Annotated in this window: 19 protein-coding genes; 18 read left to right on the top strand and 1 reads right to left on the bottom strand. The window is 62.0% G+C overall.

The window, feature by feature from the left end; translation table 11 throughout:
- Window positions 1-49: 49 nt before the first annotated feature.
- The 3 genes from ACWJIO_RS05790 (at window position 50) to gluQRS (ending at window position 2,133) form a co-directional block, all read left to right on the top strand.
- Window positions 50-667, top strand: coding sequence for an MBL fold metallo-hydrolase (locus ACWJIO_RS05790; protein ID WP_480312038.1), 618 nt, complete (start codon window positions 50-52; stop codon window positions 665-667).
- A gap of 203 nt (window positions 668-870) precedes the next feature.
- Window positions 871-1,146, top strand: a complete 276-nt coding sequence (locus ACWJIO_RS05795; protein WP_186697163.1) for an HU family DNA-binding protein — start codon at window positions 871-873, stop codon at window positions 1,144-1,146.
- A 39-nt stretch (window positions 1,147-1,185) separates the two neighbouring features.
- Window positions 1,186-2,133 carry a tRNA glutamyl-Q(34) synthetase GluQRS gene (gluQRS, locus tag ACWJIO_RS05800; RefSeq protein ID WP_480312039.1) on the top strand — a complete coding sequence of 316 codons (948 nt, stop codon included), beginning with the start codon at window positions 1,186-1,188 and terminating at the stop codon, window positions 2,131-2,133.
- A 336-nt stretch (window positions 2,134-2,469) separates the two neighbouring features.
- On the opposite strand, the gene ACWJIO_RS05805 is transcribed toward gluQRS, so the two are convergent.
- On the bottom strand, window positions 2,470-2,610 hold the full coding sequence (locus ACWJIO_RS05805; protein WP_480312434.1) for a hypothetical protein: 141 nt from the start codon (window positions 2,608-2,610) through the stop codon (window positions 2,470-2,472).
- 45 nt (window positions 2,611-2,655) lie between these two features.
- Here ACWJIO_RS05805 and ACWJIO_RS05810 point away from each other — a divergent pair, with 45 nt between their 5' ends.
- From ACWJIO_RS05810 to ACWJIO_RS05880, 15 genes are all read left to right on the top strand, one after another.
- Window positions 2,656-2,928, top strand: a complete 273-nt coding sequence (locus ACWJIO_RS05810) for a hypothetical protein (RefSeq protein WP_480312041.1) — start codon at window positions 2,656-2,658, stop codon at window positions 2,926-2,928.
- Between the two features lie 72 nt (window positions 2,929-3,000).
- A complete protein-coding gene (locus ACWJIO_RS05815; protein WP_480312042.1) occupies window positions 3,001-3,543 on the top strand; it encodes an NADH-quinone oxidoreductase subunit NuoE family protein in 543 nt (180 codons plus the stop codon).
- Window positions 3,543-5,150, top strand: a complete 1,608-nt coding sequence (locus tag ACWJIO_RS05820; protein ID WP_480312044.1) for a NuoF family protein — start codon at window positions 3,543-3,545, stop codon at window positions 5,148-5,150. Before ACWJIO_RS05815 ends, ACWJIO_RS05820 begins: the two co-directional genes overlap by 1 nt.
- A complete protein-coding gene (gene hoxU, locus ACWJIO_RS05825) occupies window positions 5,147-5,872 on the top strand; it encodes a bidirectional hydrogenase complex protein HoxU (RefSeq protein ID WP_480312046.1) in 726 nt (241 codons plus the stop codon). The genes ACWJIO_RS05820 and hoxU overlap by 4 nt, the downstream gene beginning before the upstream one ends.
- Window positions 5,873-5,879: 7 nt before the next feature.
- A complete protein-coding gene (locus ACWJIO_RS05830) occupies window positions 5,880-6,455 on the top strand; it encodes an NADH-quinone oxidoreductase subunit B family protein (protein ID WP_480312047.1) in 576 nt (191 codons plus the stop codon).
- Window positions 6,456-6,462: 7 nt separating this feature from the next.
- Complete coding sequence (locus ACWJIO_RS05835) at window positions 6,463-7,923, top strand: Ni/Fe hydrogenase subunit alpha (protein ID WP_480312049.1); 1,461 nt, start codon at window positions 6,463-6,465, stop codon at window positions 7,921-7,923.
- A 297-nt stretch (window positions 7,924-8,220) separates the two neighbouring features.
- A complete protein-coding gene (locus ACWJIO_RS05840) occupies window positions 8,221-8,976 on the top strand; it encodes a hypothetical protein (protein WP_480312051.1) in 756 nt (251 codons plus the stop codon).
- 166 nt (window positions 8,977-9,142) lie between these two features.
- Complete coding sequence (locus tag ACWJIO_RS05845) at window positions 9,143-9,940, top strand: hypothetical protein (RefSeq protein ID WP_480312052.1); 798 nt, start codon at window positions 9,143-9,145, stop codon at window positions 9,938-9,940.
- 183 nt (window positions 9,941-10,123) lie between these two features.
- On the top strand, window positions 10,124-12,373 hold the full coding sequence (locus ACWJIO_RS05850) for a hypothetical protein (RefSeq protein WP_480312054.1): 2,250 nt from the start codon (window positions 10,124-10,126) through the stop codon (window positions 12,371-12,373).
- A 686-nt stretch (window positions 12,374-13,059) separates the two neighbouring features.
- On the top strand, window positions 13,060-13,590 hold the full coding sequence (locus tag ACWJIO_RS05855; protein ID WP_480312056.1) for a dienelactone hydrolase: 531 nt from the start codon (window positions 13,060-13,062) through the stop codon (window positions 13,588-13,590).
- A gap of 101 nt (window positions 13,591-13,691) precedes the next feature.
- Entirely contained in the window at window positions 13,692-14,621 is a 930-nt protein-coding gene (locus ACWJIO_RS05860) for a CPBP family intramembrane glutamic endopeptidase (protein WP_480312057.1), read from the top strand.
- Between the two features lie 740 nt (window positions 14,622-15,361).
- Entirely contained in the window at window positions 15,362-15,997 is a 636-nt protein-coding gene (locus ACWJIO_RS05865) for an HXXEE domain-containing protein (RefSeq protein ID WP_480312059.1), read from the top strand.
- A 22-nt stretch (window positions 15,998-16,019) separates the two neighbouring features.
- Window positions 16,020-16,529, top strand: a complete 510-nt coding sequence (locus ACWJIO_RS05870; RefSeq protein ID WP_480312061.1) for a hypothetical protein — start codon at window positions 16,020-16,022, stop codon at window positions 16,527-16,529.
- 22 nt (window positions 16,530-16,551) lie between these two features.
- Window positions 16,552-17,004: a hydrogenase maturation protease gene (locus ACWJIO_RS05875; protein ID WP_480312062.1), complete on the top strand. Its 453-nt coding sequence runs from the start codon at window positions 16,552-16,554 to the stop codon at window positions 17,002-17,004.
- Between the two features lie 94 nt (window positions 17,005-17,098).
- On the top strand, window positions 17,099-17,374 hold the full coding sequence (locus ACWJIO_RS05880; protein WP_480312064.1) for a BufA1 family periplasmic bufferin-type metallophore: 276 nt from the start codon (window positions 17,099-17,101) through the stop codon (window positions 17,372-17,374).
- Window positions 17,375-17,450: the final 76 nt, after the last annotated feature.

Consider the following 17,450-nt stretch of genomic DNA (forward strand, 5'->3'; position numbering starts at 1 on the left):
ACTGTCAGCACTAGCCCTTCCGCCTGAGCCCGGCCGCCCTCCCCGGCTGGTGCGGCCTGGCCTGTGGCTGTTCGCCCCCAGCCGCGACAGCCAGGGGGGCAGCAGCTGGCTGCTGGAGTCCGGCGCCAGCGGCCTGGCCTTCGATCTGCTGATCGACTGCCCCGGCTACAGCCAGGCGAACCTCGACTGGCTGGCCGTCCGGGAGCCGGGGTTGCTGGTGCTCACCAGTCGCGAGGGCCACGGCCGCTGCCGCCGCGTGCAGCAGGCCATCGGCTGGGAGGTGCTGGTGCAGGAGCAGGAGGCCTACCTGCTGCCAGGGGTGGCGCCGCTGCGCACGTTCGGGGCGGCGTGTGAGCTGGCGCCGGGGGTGCGCCTGCTCTGGACCCCTGGGCCCACGCCGGGGTCGTGCGTGGTGCATGCCCGAGGCCGGGAACTCGATGTGTTGTTCTGCGGGCGGCTGCTGGCGCCGGTGGCGCCGAACGCAGTGGCGCCCCTGCGCACACCGCGCTGTTTCCACTGGTCGCGCCAGCTGGCCAGCCTCGAGGCCCTGATGGCCTGGCTGCCGCCCGACACCCCCGAATGGATCGCCTGCGGCGGCGGGCTGGGGGCCCTGCGCGGCGCCAAGCTCGTGCCCAAGGGTGCCGCCGCGTTGCGATCCGCACCCTGATTTGGGCGATTCAGCACCAAACGGCACCAGATCCGTTGCGGCGAGGCGCTTTTCTGTTGCAGTCCCCGGGCGGCCCCCATACCATTGGCGCGCTGAACCCCGGTCCTGCGGGGCGGCCGCCCCGGCGAGGCCTACCAACCTCCCAGCCCCGGCGCCGCCCCACCATCGCTCTGAACGCTGCCCCAGAGGCCTTTCCCGCTCCTATGAACAAAGCAGATCTCGTCAACCTCGTGGCTGCCCGCACCGAGCTCACCAAGACCGACGTCTCCCAGGCCATCGACGCCGCCATCGAGACCATCATCGATTCGGTGGTGGAGGGAAACAAGGTGTCGATCCTTGGCTTCGGCTCCTTCGAACCCCGGGAACGCTCCGCTCGCCAGGGCCTCAACCCCAAGACCGGAGAGAAGATCAAGATTCCGGCCAAGCGGGTGCCCGCCTTCACCGCCGGCAAGATGTTCAAGGACCGCGTCCAGGGTTGAGGCATCCGGCGGGGCCCCCAGCTCCGCCCGCTGATCCCGTTGCCGCTACCCCGCCACGTCGAGTCCCTGATCGAAGCCGGCCTGCACCGGCGCGATCAGGGCTACCGAGGCCGCTATGCCCCTTCCCCCACGGGGGCCCTGCACCGAGGCAACCTGCGCACGGCGCTGCTGAGCTGGCTTGAGGCGCGCCTCGCTGGCGGTGAATGGCTGTTGCGCATCGACGACCTCGACACGCCCCGCAACCGGGCCGGCGCCGAGCAGGCGATCCTGGCGGATCTCACCTGGCTGGGCCTGGCCTGGGACGGCCCCCTCTGGCGCCAGAGTGAGCGCCGCGGCCTCTACGCCAGCGTGCTCTCGGCCCTGCGCCGGGACGGGCGCCTCTACCCCTGCCGCTGCAGTCGCAGGCTCCTGGCCGATGTGTCGGCCCCCCACGGCGACTGGGCCGTGTATCCAGGTTTCTGCCGCCAGGGCCAGGTGGGCTGGGGGGGCGAAGGGGGGCGCTGGCCCAGCTGGCGGCTGCGGCTCTCCGCCGGTCCCATCGCCTGGCAGGAGGCTGCGGCCCTGGTGCCGGTGTCAGCTGCGGGGCGACTGGATGGAGCCAGCCAGGTGGGTGATGTGGTGCTGCGCCGGGCCGACGGCTTCATCACCTATCACCTGGCCACTGCCGTGGATGAGCTCAGCCTCGGGATCAGCGCGGTGGTGCGCGGTGAAGACCTCTGGCGCTCCACCGCGGCCCAGGTGGCCGTGATGCGGGAAATGGGCGCCACGCCTCCCAGCTATGCCCATGTCCCCCTCTGGCGCGAGGAGGGCACGGGCCAGCGGCTGAGCAAGCGCAGCGGCGCCGAGGGGCTGGAGGGCCTGCGGGCCCGGGGGTTCGATGCGGCCGGGGTGGTGGGCCTACTGGCCTCCAGCGCCGGCCTGGTGCCGCCTGGATCACGGCTGAGCGCCGCTGAATTGATGCAGCAGCTGAAGCCCCGGGGGGCCTAGGCGCACACCACCCGGCCGAGCCCAATTCTTAAGGAAGCTTTCGGGAGCGTGGTGTGCGAATCCACGCACACTGGTGAGGTTCCTACGGCTGGCGCGAGGCCGCCTTGATGACCACCCCAGCGCGGTTGCTCTCGAGCGCCGGCCGTTCCGACTTGAGTGTCTCCGGGCTCCTGTCCGGCACCCTTTGCTGCCAGTGCGGCGGCAGTGGCGTGCTGCGGCTGGACGGCCAGCGCTATCGCACCTGCATGGACTGTGTGGGGCAGGGCAGGCAACGGCCCAGGGCAGTACCGGCCGCCGAGGTGCTGCTGATCCCTGCGCCCCGGTTGCAGGGGCCGATCAGCGGGTCGGCTTCTTCTGCTGTTGCCTGATGAAGAAGGCGGCGGTGGCCACGACCACGGCGAGAGGAGCCGCGGTGAGCAGCAGCAGAATCACGGCCGTCCAGTCGGTGTACATCGCCGCCAAGTCACTGTGTCCCATCATCCCAGCCAGGATTCCCCTGAGTGCCGCCCCCGTGCCTTTGTGATGCGACTCCTCCCCTGCGCTCTGCTCGGCGCCTTGCCTGTTGCTGCCGCCCTGGGCCTGGGGCTCCCTCTCCCCTCTGCGGCCGATGTGGTGTTCGACGACTGCCAGCCCACGGCGGACGGTGGCGTCACCTGCGACACCCGCCCCACCGGCGAGACCCGGGTGGATGACGAGGCAGCCCGCTTCGGCCTCTATGACGCAGCCAGCCCCGGCTGGAACGAATTCGAACCGTTTGAGGCCGATGACGAGATGTTCGGCGGCAACGAGACCTGAGCCCCGATCCGCGCTCGGCGCTGACAGCACCCTGATCCCCTGCTAGGCCTGGATTGGCGATCGGTCCAGGTCATGGCAGCGACGCTTCTCCCGCCCAGCCCTGCCGCCGGCACTCCCCCGCCCCAGGACGAGCGCATCAGCCACATCGTGCGGCTGCATGGCGCCAGACCCGGGGAGCTGATCGAGGTGCTGCACCGGGTGCAGGAGCTGCAGGGCTGGCTGCCGCCCCAGGCCCTGGCCCAGGTGGCCCGGGAACTGCGGCTGTCCCAGGCCCGCGTCTACGGGGTGGCCAGCTTCTACCACCTGTTCCGCCTCAGGGCCCCCACAGCCCACCGCTGTTGCGTGTGCCTGGGCACCGCCTGCTTCGTGAAGGGTGGGGCGGAGCTGGCGGCCCTGCTGGAGCGGCGGCTGGCGCTGAGGCTCGATGATCCCGCCGGCAACGGTGACTGGAGCCTGGAGACCGTGAGCTGCCTGGGGGCCTGCAGCCAGGCGCCGGTGCTGGTCGTGGACGGCCAGCTGGAGGCGAAGCTGCCGCTGGATCAATCCGAGCGGCTTGAGGAACGGCTTTCAGCCCGGATCCCGGCTGTGGCTGAACCCACCGGGGGAAAGGGCTGATGGCGGCCGCGGCCCTGCTGCGCTGCTGCGGCGCCAGTGGCTGCCGCGCCGCCGGCAGCGAGGCCCTGCGGCAGGCCCTTGAGCAGGCGGCCCCCGCTGGCGTGGGCGTCAAGAGCGTGGGCTGCCTGCGCCTCTGCGGCCGCGGCCCCCTGGTGGCCATCGATCGGCTGGGGGAGAGCTCTGGCCCTGATGCTGGCCCTGGCCCTCCCGGCGACTCCCTGCTGTTCGGGGAGCTCCAGCCCAGTGAGGCCGAAGCGCTTGTGGCCTTGGCCCTGGGCGAAGGGGTCGGCACCCTGGCGGACCGGCAGCTCGACCTGCGCCAGCCGTTCTTTGCCCTGCAACACCCCGTGGTGCTGGAGAGCTGCGGGCTGATCGATCCCACCAACTTGGATGACGCCCTGGCCCATGGGGCCTACGGCCAGCTGCGGCGCGTGCTGCAGGAGTGCAGCCCCGAGCAGGTGCGCGAGCAGGTGAAGCGCAGCGGCCTGCGGGGCAGGGGTGGCGCCGGCTATCCCACGGGCCTGAAGTGGGACACCGTGGCCCTGCAGCCTCCCGGCCCGCGCCTGGTGGTGTGCAACGCCGACGAGGGCGACCCCGGCGCCTTCATGGACCGCAGCGTGCTGGAGGGCGACCCGCACCGGCTGATCGAGGGCCTGGCGATCGCCGCCTACGCCGTGGGCGCCGAGCAGGCCTATGTGTATGTGCGGGCCGAGTATCCGCTGGCGATCGAACGGCTGCGGCTGGCCCTGGCCCAGGCCCGCAGCCGCGGGCTGCTGGGGGCCCCGATCGACGGCAGTGGCTTCCAGCTGCAGCTGGAGCTGCGGGTGGGGGCCGGCGCCTACGTGTGCGGCGAGGAAACGGCGCTGCTGGCCTCGATCCAGGGGGAGCGCGGCACGCCGCGGCCCCGGCCGCCCTTCCCCGCCGAGGTGGGCCTCTGGGGGGCCCCCACCCTGATCAACAACGTGGAGACCCTGGCCGCGATCCCAGCGATCCTGCGCCGCGGCGGCGACTGGTATGCCGCCATCGGCAGCGAGGGCAGCAAGGGCACCAAGGTGTTCTCCCTCTCGGGGGCGGTGCTGAACCCTGGCCTGGTGGAGGTGCCGATGGGCACCAGCCTGCGCACGGTGGTGCAGACCATCGGCGGCGGTGTGCCCGGCGGCACCGGAGCCGATGGCGGCGTCAAGGCCGTGCAGACCGGTGGCCCCTCGGGCGGCTGCATCCCGGCCCCCCTGCTCGACACGCCGGTGGACTACGAGCGCCTGCGGGAACTGGGTTCGATGCTGGGTTCAGGCGGCCTGGTGGTGATGGGCGAAACCACCTCGATGCCGGAGCTGGCCCGCTATTTCATGGGCTTCAACGTGAACGAGAGCTGCGGCAAATGCCTGCCCTGCCGCGCCGGCACCGTGCAGCTGGCCCAGCTGCTGGATCGCTTCGTGGCGCGGCGGGCGACCCTGGCCGACCTCGAGCGCCTGGAGGAGCTCTGCCACATGGTGGGCGCCACCAGCCTCTGCGGCCTGGGCAAGGCGGCGCCCAACCCGGTGCTCAGCACCCTGCGCTACTTCCGGCAGGAGTACCTGGCGGCCTGCCTGCTGGAGGTGACCCCATGAGCGTGCTCACCCTCACGGTGGATGGGCTGGAGGTGGCGGTGCCCCATGGCGCCTCCCTGCTGGAGGCGGTGCGGGCGGCCGGCGCCGAGCTGCCCACCCTCTGTCACCTGGAGGGGCTCACCCCGGTGGGGGCCTGCCGGCTCTGCCTGGTGGAGCTGGAGGACGGCGGCCGCCTGCTGCCCGCCTGCACCACCGCCGCCGCCGAGGGCATGGCGGTGCACACCGACACGGCCCAGCTGCGCGGCTACCGGCGCATGGCCGTGGAGCTGTTCTTCGCTGAGGGCAACCACGTGTGCGCCTTCTGTGTGGCCAGCGGCAGCTGCGAGCTCCAGGCCCTGGCGGTGGCCGTGGGCATGGACCACAGCCGCTTCCCCTACCAGTACCCGCCACGGCGGGTGGATGCCTCCCACCCCCGCTTCGTGATCGACCACCACCGCTGCATCCTCTGCACCCGCTGCGTGCGCGTCTGCGACGAGGTGGAGGGGGCCCATGTGTGGGATGTGGCCCAGCGCGGCGCCCAGTGCTCGATCATCGCCGGCTTCGATCAACCCTGGGGCGAGGTGGAGGCCTGCACCTCCTGCGGCAAGTGCGTGGATGTGTGCCCCACCGGCGCCATCTTCCACAAGGACGACACCACCACCGAGAAGCAGGTGCACCCGCCCCGGCCCCAGCTGCTGCGCCGCGCCCGGGAGCAGCAGCTGGGCAGGCACCCGTGCCCGTGAGCTCGCCATGACCACCCCGTCTCCGAAACTGCGCTTCGCCACGGTGTGGCTGGCCGGCTGCAGCGGCTGCCACATGTCGTTCCTCGATCTCGACGAATGGCTGTTTGAGCTGGCGGCCCACGTGGATGTGGTGTATTCACCGGTGGCCAGCGACGCCAAGACCTATCCCGACAACGTGGATGTGTGCCTGGTGGAGGGGGCTGTGGCCAATGCCGACAACCGCGAGCTGGCCCTGCAGCTACGTGAGCGCACCCGGCTGGTGGTGTCCTTCGGCGACTGCGCCGTGACCGGCAACGTGCCGGCCCTGCGCAACCTCTGGAGCGAGGTGGACGGCGGCAGCCGCCAGAGCGTGCTGGATCGCGGCTACCTGGAGCTGGCCGACACCGGCGCCCAGCATCCCCATGCCCCCGGCATCGTGCCGGAGCTGCTGGAGCGGGTGCTGCCCCTGCATGAGGTGATCCCGGTGGACCTCTACCTGCCGGGTTGCCCGCCGTCGGCGCAGCGCATCCAGGCCGCCATCGAACCGCTGCTGCGGGGCGAGATGCCGCCGATGCAAGGCAAGGCGATGTTGCAGTTCGGCTGAGGCCCCCATGACCCGCACGATCACGATCGATCCGGTGACCCGCATCGAAGGGCACGCCAAGATCACCCTCCACCTCGACGAGGCCGGGCGCCTGGCCGATGCCCGCTTCCACGTGGTGGAGTATCGCGGCTTCGAAACCTTCTGCGAGGGCAGGCCGTTCACCGATATGGCCGGCATCACGGCCCGCATCTGCGGCATCTGCCCGGTGAGCCACCTGCTGGCGGCGGCAAAAACCGGCGACAAGCTGCTGGCGGTGCAGCCGCCGCCGGCGGCGCGCCAGCTGCGGCGGCTACTCAACCTGGCCCAGATCTGCCAGAGCCATGCGCTCTCATTCTTTCATCTGAGCAGTCCTGATTTCCTGCTGGGCTGGGAGAGCGATCCGGCGCGGCGCAATGTGTTCGGCCTGATGGCCGCCGATCCCGATCTGGCCCGGGCCGGCATCCGCTTGCGCCAGTTCGGCCAGCAGGTGCTGGAGCTGCTCGGCGGCCGCAGGATTCATTCGGCCTGGGCCGTTCCCGGCGGCGTGCGCACGCCCCTGAGCGCCGAGGCCAGGCAGTGGATCCTGGAACGCCTGCCGGAGGCGAAGGCCACGGTGGCCATGGCCCTGGAGCTCTACAAATCGCTGCTGGATGGGCCGCTGCAGCGGGAGCAGAGCAGCTTCGGCGATTTTCCTTCGCTGTTCATGGGCCTGGTGGGGCCAGAAGGCCGCTGGGAGTGCATCGACGGCCTGATCCGCTTCACCGGCAGCGACGGCCGGATCGTGGCCGATGGCCTCAGCGAAGACGACTACGCCAGCTTCCTGGGCGAGGCCGTGGAGAGCTGGAGTTACCTGAAATTCCCCTACTACAAGCCGCTGGGCTATCCCGAGGGGATCTACCGGGTGGGGCCGCTGGCGCGGCTGAATGTGTGCGTCTCGATCGGCACGCAATGGGCCGATGCCGAGCTGGCCGAATTCCGCCAGCGCAGCGGCACCGCTGAGAGCGGCGGCCGCATCGTGACCTCCTCCTTTGCCTATCACCACGCCCGGCTGGTGGAGATCGTGGCCTGTCTGGAGGGGATCGAGCAGCTGGTGGCGGATGACAGGCTGATGGGCGGCCGGATCCGCGCCCGCGCCAACCTCAACGCCAACGAAGCGGTGGGCGTGAGCGAGGCGCCGCGCGGCACCCTGTTTCACCACTACCGGGTGGATGACAACGGCCTGATCACCCGGGTGAACCTGATCATCGCCACCGGCCAGAACAACCTGGCCATGAACCGCACCGTGGCCGAGATCGCCCGGGAGTTCATCCCCGAGCCGGTGGCTGCCGGCGCCGACATCCCCGAACCCCTGCTGAACCGGGTGGAGGCGGGCATCCGCTGTTTTGATCCCTGTCTCTCCTGCAGCACCCACGCGGCGGGACAGATGCCGCTGCACATTGAGTTGCGGGATGCGGGTGGGGTGTTGGTGGCAGAGCGGCTGAGGGATTGAGGGGTGGCATCAGGGGCCAAGCCCCACGGTTGAAGAACCTTTCTCCGAAGGACCACGCCCTTCCCGGGGATGGCAGCAGTGCTTGGCTGTGTAGCCATGTGAACGGTCTTATGCGGACCCGCATAAGACGCGAGGATCTAGAGGTGGCCAGCCAGGAGCCGCTGCGGTACAAGGGCTTTTGTAGTGTTGACCGGAGATTGAGGGGCTCTTATGTGGCTGCAGGCAGATGAGGATGGTGTTTATACGGGTCCGTCCAAAAGGCGTTAGGCAAATTGATCTTGAAGCACGGCAGATCCGATGACTACGCCCCTTGCTGAATACATCGTCGAACGTCTGCGGAAGCCTCCGCGTGCAGCGCACATCGTGCCCGGCTCCACCCCGGTACTGTCCTTTGGCAACCCATCGGAAGCGGTCGTAGCGACGCTCGGATTGAACCCGAGCCGCTTGGAGTTTCTGGACTCAAACGGTAGCGAGCTCAGTGGCACGACCCGCCGCTTCGAGACGCTCGCTTCCCTCGGCGTAGCCAGTCTCGGCTCGGCTACCGAGGAGGCGCTGCACCGAGTGGTCAATGCATGCAATGGCTACTTTGGAGCCAACCCATATCGCCGATGGTTCAATCAGCTTGAGTCGGTGCTGCGATCAGTCGGCGCCTCCTACTACGACGGCACCGCGTGCCACCTTGACCTCGTTCAGTGGGCTACCAATCCCGTGTGGAGCAAGATTCCGGATCGTGCCGTGCGCGATCAATTGATCGAGGAAGATGCCGCCTTTCTCGACCAGCAGCTCAGGATGGGTTCGTTCAAGCTACTCCTAATCAATGGCACCGGCGTTGTTCGGCAGTTCGAGCGTATGACCGGAATTTCGCTACAGGCAGCCGGAACTGTGAATGGCTCATCGGTGGAGTCCCGCGTCCTGGTTGGTCGGCTTCCTGTAGGTACACGGGTCGTCGCTTGGTCTGTGAATCTTCAATCGTCCTTTGGTGTGTGTAACGGCCTTCGCGCGGCGCTCGCCAGTCGAGTTGGAGAATTGAATTATGATGACTCGATTGCCTAACAACAGCATGCAGCGGACGGCGCTGCGCGCCGCCGCTGATGCTGAGCGTTATACGCACTAGAGTGCTCGCCAAGGCTCCACTAAAATGATTCTCAATCAGAAGACGCTCGAAAAGCTACGACAACTAATAAACGAGGAGACTGAATATAGGTCAGGGCCGAGACTTGTGCAATTCTTTAACAGCCTTGGATTTAGTGACAGCTATGGCCAAGGCTTCCCGTCGCGATGGGCATACACCGATGAAAGGCTTGCCAGGCTAAACGGAGCTCCTGGGATTGACCAATGCATACGCGCAGTATTCGCTCCGGTTAACTTTGTCGGCCAGTTTGGCAATCTTGATCGGCTACTGGAGGAGTTCAACCAGTATCTGGCTTTTGACAGCTGGAAAGTTGTGAGAGAGGGAGCCGATCTTCGGTTTGTGCGTGTTGATAAAAATCAGGCTGCGACCAACACTGTTAAAGCTGAGATGAACGAAGAGGATCAGTTCCTCAAGCGCGAGTTTTCTAACTTATCCATTGATGCGCTTGGGCTTGAGGGAGGCTTGGTTGATGTTCTCAATGAGCGGGTTAAAGAGATTGAACGATGCTTCCAGTCTGGCGCATATCTGGCTGTACTTATACTAGCTGGTAGCACCTTAGAAGGCCTATTGCTTGGAATTGCGGGAAAGCATCAACGCCATTTCAATCAAGCCCAAGCATCCCCCAAAGGCGCAGATGGAAGGCCTATGAAGTTTCATCAGTGGAATTTGAATGCTTTGATTGATGTCGCTGCCGAACTTAAGTTAATTGAGCACGATACAAAGAAGTTTAGTCACACACTGCGTGACTTTCGAAACTACATCCATCCGTTTGAGCAGATGAGTGTTGGATTTAGCCCTAGGGAAGGCACGGCAAAGATATCATTGCAAGTCCTAAAGTCTGCAATATACGACATTGCACAAGGCATCACCATGCTGGGCGTATAACATTGCCATTCACCTGGGCCGCCTCCTCATGGCCTTCTTATGCAGCCGTTACTCAATGCGGCCAGGTGATGGCAAGCGTTATACGGCCCCAAGAATCCCAGTGCACTCATTCCCTACTTTGGTAGTTTGTGAATTAAGATCTAGCAAACAGTCTCCAGAGACCTCATTGGCTCAAGAATAACCATGCTGTCACCAACTACTCAACGAGAACGGAACGAAGCAGTTGCCAGGTTACGAAAAGAAATGGAGTCAACTGCTGCTACTATGCGCAACAAATTAGCACACATATCCCCCGAAGATCTTCTTGTATACATCTACGCCAAACTCTTATTTGGGATGGTAGCCGGTAGCGGTGATGCTTTCGCAGATGAAGACGCTGCTGTTTCAGAGGACACGATTAATGAAACACAGTTTCTACTTGAGTACGTCCATGCCGTTCTAGCATCAGATGTTGCCCCCGACAAACTTGAATTCGACGAAGCAGAATGCGATGAATTGTTCAAAATGAGTTCTAGACTGAGGGAGCAAGCCATGGTTTTCGCCATGGCTTCATCTGTTGAAACAGAGAATCAAGAATTTGGGCCTGACACGGCGGATATTGAATTTCACATGAAATCGACATGGGTTTTGCTTAGAGGCAACCGTTACCAGGTATTAGAAGGTGAATTTTACAATTATGTACTTGCGCCACACGATGATGTCTTGAAGGAGGTCTATGGAGTAGCAGCCACTGAGATTGCAGAAGGCTTCCAGGATATGGCGAATGCTTTTCGTGCGGGACACTCGAACGCCATGGAAGAAGTGAAAAAGCAGTTTGAAGCTGCTCAGAACTTTGCGATAGAGCAGAAGAGACCTCTGGAAGATGTTATGGAGGCGTGGGTTGAAGCAAATCCAGATCAATCCCGAGCCGCTGGCCAAGCGATGGACGATATGCACCGCGGTGGAATCGCCAATGTAAGTCGTCATACAAATTTACCACCAGATCTATTAGCCGATCTGGCGTATACACGTGGTGAAGAGACTGAGTTCTTTGCTGAAGGTGATTTTGCAGGAACCCCTTTCAGGACACTACCCTCCCGTAAAAAGCCGTTAATCCAACTTGGATCAGACTACTACGCTGTTGACCCCTGCTTTACCCGCGACGCCGGGTATCGTGCACTTCTTTTTAATCTACTGCAAAGAAGATCGGACTATAAACAGGCTTTCGAAGGCCGTCAGAAGACAATGAGCGAAGGAGCTTTCCCAGACATTCTTTCCATTCAGCTACAGGGAGCAACAGTCTACCAAGAAGTTTATTATAAGGATCCAGTGACTAGACAGTGGTCCGAAAATGACACCCTGATTCTAGTTGATGATGTGCTCTATCTCGTTGAAGCAAAAGCCGGTGCAGCAGCAACCATTGCTTCGCCTGCTCTTGATTTTAAGCGGCATGCCCAATCAGTGCAGGACTTGTTTCTTAAGGCTTACAAACAGTGCGAGCGTTTCTTTGCTTATCTAAATTCTGCGGATGAGGTTCCGCTCTACAGCCATGCACACGGCAAGTATGAAGAGTGTGGTCGAATTCGTTGTTCTGACTATCGTGTAATGTTGCCCATTGGATTGACGGTCGAGTCATTCTCGCCCTTTTCTACATTTTGCAAGGAACTACCTCAGGTTGAACCGCTTCTCGGAAGGCATGCTTTTGTATCATTGTCTATTGATGATCTGTTTGTCCTAAAGCGAATTCTGCCAACGCCTGGGATGTTTGCCCACTACATGGAAGTGCGCCAGGCTGTTGCTGGAATAAGGCGTGCTCATTTGTTTGACGAGTTTGATCACCTTGGCGCGTACATAGAAAAGAACCGCATTGATGAGGACATTTCGGATCACTTCCGGCAGGGCAAAGCTGACTTGCTGGTGTTGGATGGCATGAGCAAGATTATCGATAGAAGCTTCGAGAGTGAGGGCTGGGAAGACAATCCATTTCCTACGCAGAGGATCCCGAAAGAACTAGTGAATCTGCTTGCAGCACTCGATGCCACGCGAGCGAAGGGATGGCTCTTCGCTGAAAGTCATATCCGAAACTATGGTGATCAAGCACGTAATGAGCTTGCTGCGTTGTTGTCTGATTTGCGAATAAAGATAAGTCAGCACCCTGAGCGCTACTTCGCATTAGCTAGCGATGAGCAGCCGCTATTCGTGTGGATGCAAAGCTCAGAGCACCCAGTCGATTGGCAGAAGATCAATGATAAGGCAAGCGCAACTGCACTGGTTGCTGATTCCCTTGAAGTTGTAGGTGTGTTTGTTGAAGTTAGCGATGAAGGTACTTTTGGGAAGGCTCAGTACTTCAGGGTTGTTGCCCCTTCTAATCGGACTAGCGATAACGCCCATATCTATGACGACGCTAATCGCATGAGGCGGCGAACAGCCAATACATATTTGCCTCGGGCGTAGATACGCCAAGTCCTTATCACTCATTGATTGAGAGGTCTCTTCTTGTTTAGCTCTGGTTCATCAGGCCTATCCAGATGCCGTATAACATCAAGATGCAGCGGACGGGAGTAGCTTGCCTCTGCTTTATCGAAGGGGGTACTTGCCCGCCGCTGATCTTGTGCGTTAGGCATCGCAATGCACCATCCCATCCCGGCTTTTGCGTTGAGCCTACTGATGGCGGGCACAGGATGTGCCCGTGACCTTCCGAGCGCTTCGCAAATTGAACAAAAGCTACAAGCAACACTTGCCTATGGCGCTGTAAGGCCGGAAATCGAGGTGGCGCTCGCGAAGCATGGAATTACCTACTCGTTCGACCGCTTTGCGAACCGATATCAAGGCATCTTGAGATCAAAGACATCGAACTCACGAGCCATAGTAATCTATGTCCACCTAGACGCGGAGGGAAAACTGTCCAGCCTTGAAGTCATTGACTCCTACACTGGCCTTTGATCTCCCAGCGCTCCAACCTGTCCCAAGCTGAACATCTCGTCCAAGGTCCGTCGAGACGAGATCACTTGCTGCTTGGCATGTCGCCTTGCCTGCGAGCCATCCAGGTTATTGTTGCGTCTCGCGGGCACCGCGCCACGCCGCTGTCGGCCGGCTAGGTCAAAAGCTAGGCAACAATTAAACCCGAAAAACAAGCGGAAATGACTGACCCAAGCTTGAAGGAGAAACTTGATGCCATATTTGGTGCCCATCTGAATGCTGAGCTGGCGTGCGACCTCGACCAGACGTTAGCCACCATGGCACCAGAGCCACACCTGATCAATGTGCCAACGATGGTCGGAGGGCAAGGCCTCGGGGGCGTTAAAACCTTTTATGCAAAGCGCCTGATAGGGCAGTTCTTCCCCCCCGACGTCACCTTCGAAACAATATCACGAACGTATAGTGAGGAAAGGCTGGTCGATGAACTCATTATCTCGTTTACGCACACTCACAAGATCGACTGGATGTTGCCCAGAGTTGAGCCTACCGGAAAACGGGTCGAAGTGGTTTTTGTGGTGATTGTCGGTATCGAAGACGACAAGGTTTCTTATGAGCATATCCACTGGGATCAGGCCAATGTGCTGGTTCAGATTGGCCTCCTCGATCCAACTGGTCTGCCCGTTACAGGCGCCGGTGCTGCCGCAAAGTTGAGAGACGCCAGCCTCCCTGATCCGTTTTTTCAGGAGAGCTGACTTCAGGCCCGCGATGACACGCAAGAACACTGGGATTCCGTGCTGTTCAAGTCTTCTGCGATTTTTCCAATAGCCTGTGCTCCCAGGGGTAGTCCTACGCCATGAGTGAAGCATTCGAGCCCACTTCCCAGGCTACGCTCACTGTGAGGCTTGTGCAAACGATGCGCAGGCATCCTCTGGCCTCATTCTTTGTACTCGCCTATGGGGTGACCTGGCTGTTGTGGAGCCCGGTAATGATCCTTCGGCTGCCGCCGTTCAATCCGGCCACCCATGCACCAGCCCTCTACATTCTTCCTGGCGTTGCAATCGGCGTAACCGGGTCGGCCTTTCTGATGACTGCCATCACCCAGGGCAGGGCAGGGGTGGACCGTCTGTTGCAGCGCCTTGTGTTGTGGCGCGTGAATCTGCGCTGGTATGCCGTTGCCATGCTGTTGATCCCCCTCACGCAGCTGCTGGTGGCGGTGGCACTCGGCCATCCAGAGGCCCTGGTCGCGGTCTCACCTCAGGCACTGCTTCTGTATCCAGCGGCCTACGCAGCGCATTTTTTCTTTGGACCGCTGTTTGAGGAATCAGGCTGGCGAGGTTTTGCCCTACCCCGGCTGCAGCACTGCTACGGCCCCCTGTCAGGAACGCTCCTGCTTGGCCTCCTCTGGAGCGCTTGGCATTTCTTTCTTTATGTGCCGGTCTGGTGCCAATCGGGGAACTGGGGTGAGGGCCTGATCGATACCGGCCTGTTTGTGGTGAGCACCACCTCCGTGTCGTTCGTCTTCACCTGGCTGTTCAACAACACACAAGCCAGCCTGTTGTTGTCGATCCTGCTGCATGGTTCGGTGGATGGAACGGCAACCTACCTGCAGGTTCTCGCCGAGAGGCGCATCCTTTCTGCAGACGCAGTCGCAAGCAGCATCGGCCCAGGCATGCTGATCGGCAGTGTGATCATGGCGCTGGTGCTGGTGATCGCAACTCGCACACGCTTAAGCTATCGGCGCTATCAGCGAGAGGCCGAGCGCATCGATCTTGCTGCCTCCTGAATCAGGGACTGAACCCTCACTCGTTGGTGCGCAGGCCCCCCCCAGCTCGTGCTCCATGGCCTCCATCACCACATCGGTGACCAGTTGGATACGGAAGCTAGTGCTGGGTGGAGGAGCAGTCGAAGCTCTCACTCTCCCAGCACTTAGTGCTGCCGCCGCCGCCAGAACGCGTTCGGATCTGGGGCTGGTGGCTACTACCGCCAGGCTGCTATCTAGCACGAAGCAGAAGTTGAAGTCGCCCTATTCCTCCATGGCTCCCGACAGCAGCTCGGGATCGAAGCTGGAGGCCTTGCCCGCGTCACCCACCTTCACGATCAAGAACGGCATGTTCATGCTGTTAGGCCAACATCAAGGCTGCTTGTCTAGCGGATGTTGACTGGAGCGTCTTCGATCGATACGATAAAATGCACAGTTAAGTCTTTTGCCCCCATCAAGAATGAGGCCAACCCAAGTAAACACGGCCCTCCTGGGTGGCCGCAACTTGACTTGGCTGGAATGCGGCCCTCTCCTGAAATGATGATCAAGCACACTATGCACACTCCGCTGGCGATGCGAAGGTTGCCTAACATTAGGATTCAGAAGGCGCGAGCGGAGGCTGACTACTTAGCCAAAATGAATATCCACTTCTGAGCTTGAGGGTAACCGAATCTCGTTCCTAGGATTTCTATGGCTTTCGCTGTACTCTGGCCAGCAATACCCCTCCAAGCGGTCCGTAGTCTTGCACTGCTGAGCAGCATCCAATGAACTTCATGAGGCAGCATTGGTTTGATGTGGGCCTGGTTCTTGCGCTTGGCGTCAGCGGCTGCTTGCTCTTTGCCAGGCTGAGCCCCATGTCAATCCTGCTTTGGGGAAACCTGATCGCTTTGTTCCTTCATCAATTTGAAGAATACCGTTTTCCTGGCTACTTTCCTGGCATGATCAACGCAACCATGTTTGCAAGCAAACAGCCAGACCGTTACCCTCTGAATAGCCATACAGCATTTCTAGTCAACGTTATTGTTGGATGGCTCTTTTACTTTCTGGCTGCCGTCTCCAGCGATCGGGCCATTTGGCTGGGCATCGCAACGATGCTTGTTTCGGTCGGCAATGTCGTGGCCCACACGTTTCTATTTAATCTCAAGGGCAAAACCTTCTACAACCCGGGCATGGCTACTGCAGATCTCTTGTTTCTGCCTATTGCGATTGCTTTCTATTGGCTCATTCTTCAGTCCAATGCAGCGTCAGTCCTTGATTGGGGTCTGGGTCTCGGGCTTGGAATTGTGCTGAACTACATCGGAATCCTCAAGCTGATTGATTGGCTCAAAGACGAGCAAACCTCCTGCATTTTCCCAGAGCGCTGTCTGATGCCAGCCTCCAAGCAAGCCCGGCTCCGATAACCTCAAGTCGCCTGACACGCGCATGGAACTCACTGCCCATGGCGAGCACCATGCTCTTCAGGTTGAGTTGATGGAAGTCAATGAGTCAATAGACCTGATCCCAAATAGTCTGCCCATCACGTCTCCCTGCGTTGCCGTGCCCAAGACCATTCAAGCCGGCCTCGCTTACTTCGCCATTGTGCTGAGCGCGGGATTTGCGCTTGGTATGATCAGGATTCCGCTCCTGGTGCCACGCATCGGCGAGCGCTGGGCGGAATTGGCGGAGATGCCCATCATGGCGATGGTCATTTACTTGGCGGCAGGAGTGATCCTTCGCCAATTCCCTGAGATTCGCTCGCCGAGCCGGTCGTTGCTCGCAGGCTGTCTGGCCCTGGCGCTGATGCTGGCGGCGGAATTGGCCCTGGCCAGCCTGGTGCAAGGCATGGCACCTGCGGAGTTCATCGCCAGCCGAGACAAGGTATCGGGCCCGGTCTACCTCGTTGTGCTGCTGGTGTTTGCCGTGATGCCCTGGCTTCGGCTCTCAGCTCGATGACACCAACTCCCCCAGGTCTGTGTTGAAGCGTCCTGCACTGCGGCCTGATTGCCTGGTGATCGGCATCGGCAACCCCCTGCGCGGCGACGACGGCGTCGGCACCCTGCTGGCCGAGCAGGTGGGTGGGCGCAGCGTGCACCAGCTCACGCCGGAGCTGGCTGCCGCTCTGGCGCCGCTGCAGCGGGTGCTGTTCATCGATGCCTGGCTGGCTCCACAGCAGCCCGGCCCCCTGCCCCATCCCCGCCTCGACCCGCTGCCTGCCTTGATGCCCGGCGCTGGCAGCGGCACCAGCCATCACCTCGATCCCGCCCAGTTGCTGGCGATCACCACCGCCCTCTATGGCCGTGCCCCCAGCGCTTTCTGGCTGCGCATCCCCGCCCACAGCTTCAGCCATGGCAGGGATTTCTCCCCCGGGCTCCAGGCCTCCCTGCCGGCGGCACGCCGCCTGCTGCGCTGCTGGCTGGTGGAAGCCTGAAATCCAATCGGCTTTCCGAGCGGTAACTCTGCGACCGGTGGCTGCATCGTTCAGCCGGCCGCGCTCGATCCTTCGTTATCCACCCCCCATTCCGATGAACACTCCTCAGGCGCCCCATGCCGCGGTCAGCACCGCCATCTCAGGCCTTCTGGCCCTTGGGCTGGTGGCCGCAGCCGGCACCGAAGCCCTGGCCGGTAAGGCCGGCATGGAAAAATGCGCCGGCATCGCCAAAGCCGGCATGAACGACTGCGGCACCAGCAAGCACTCCTGTGCCGGCAAGGCCAGCGTGTCCGGCGACCCGGAAGAGTGGGTCTACGTTCCCACCGGCACCTGCAACAAGATCGTGGGAGGAAAGCTGAAGAAGTCCTGAGCCTGCGTTGATTCAGGGGGTTCTGGTGTGGTGCGTCCTCAGCCCTCCAGAACCCCCGCCCTTCTGTTGCTCTGCG

It is taken from the genome of Paraciimarium castrense LEGE 11436 (genome assembly GCF_056633055.1).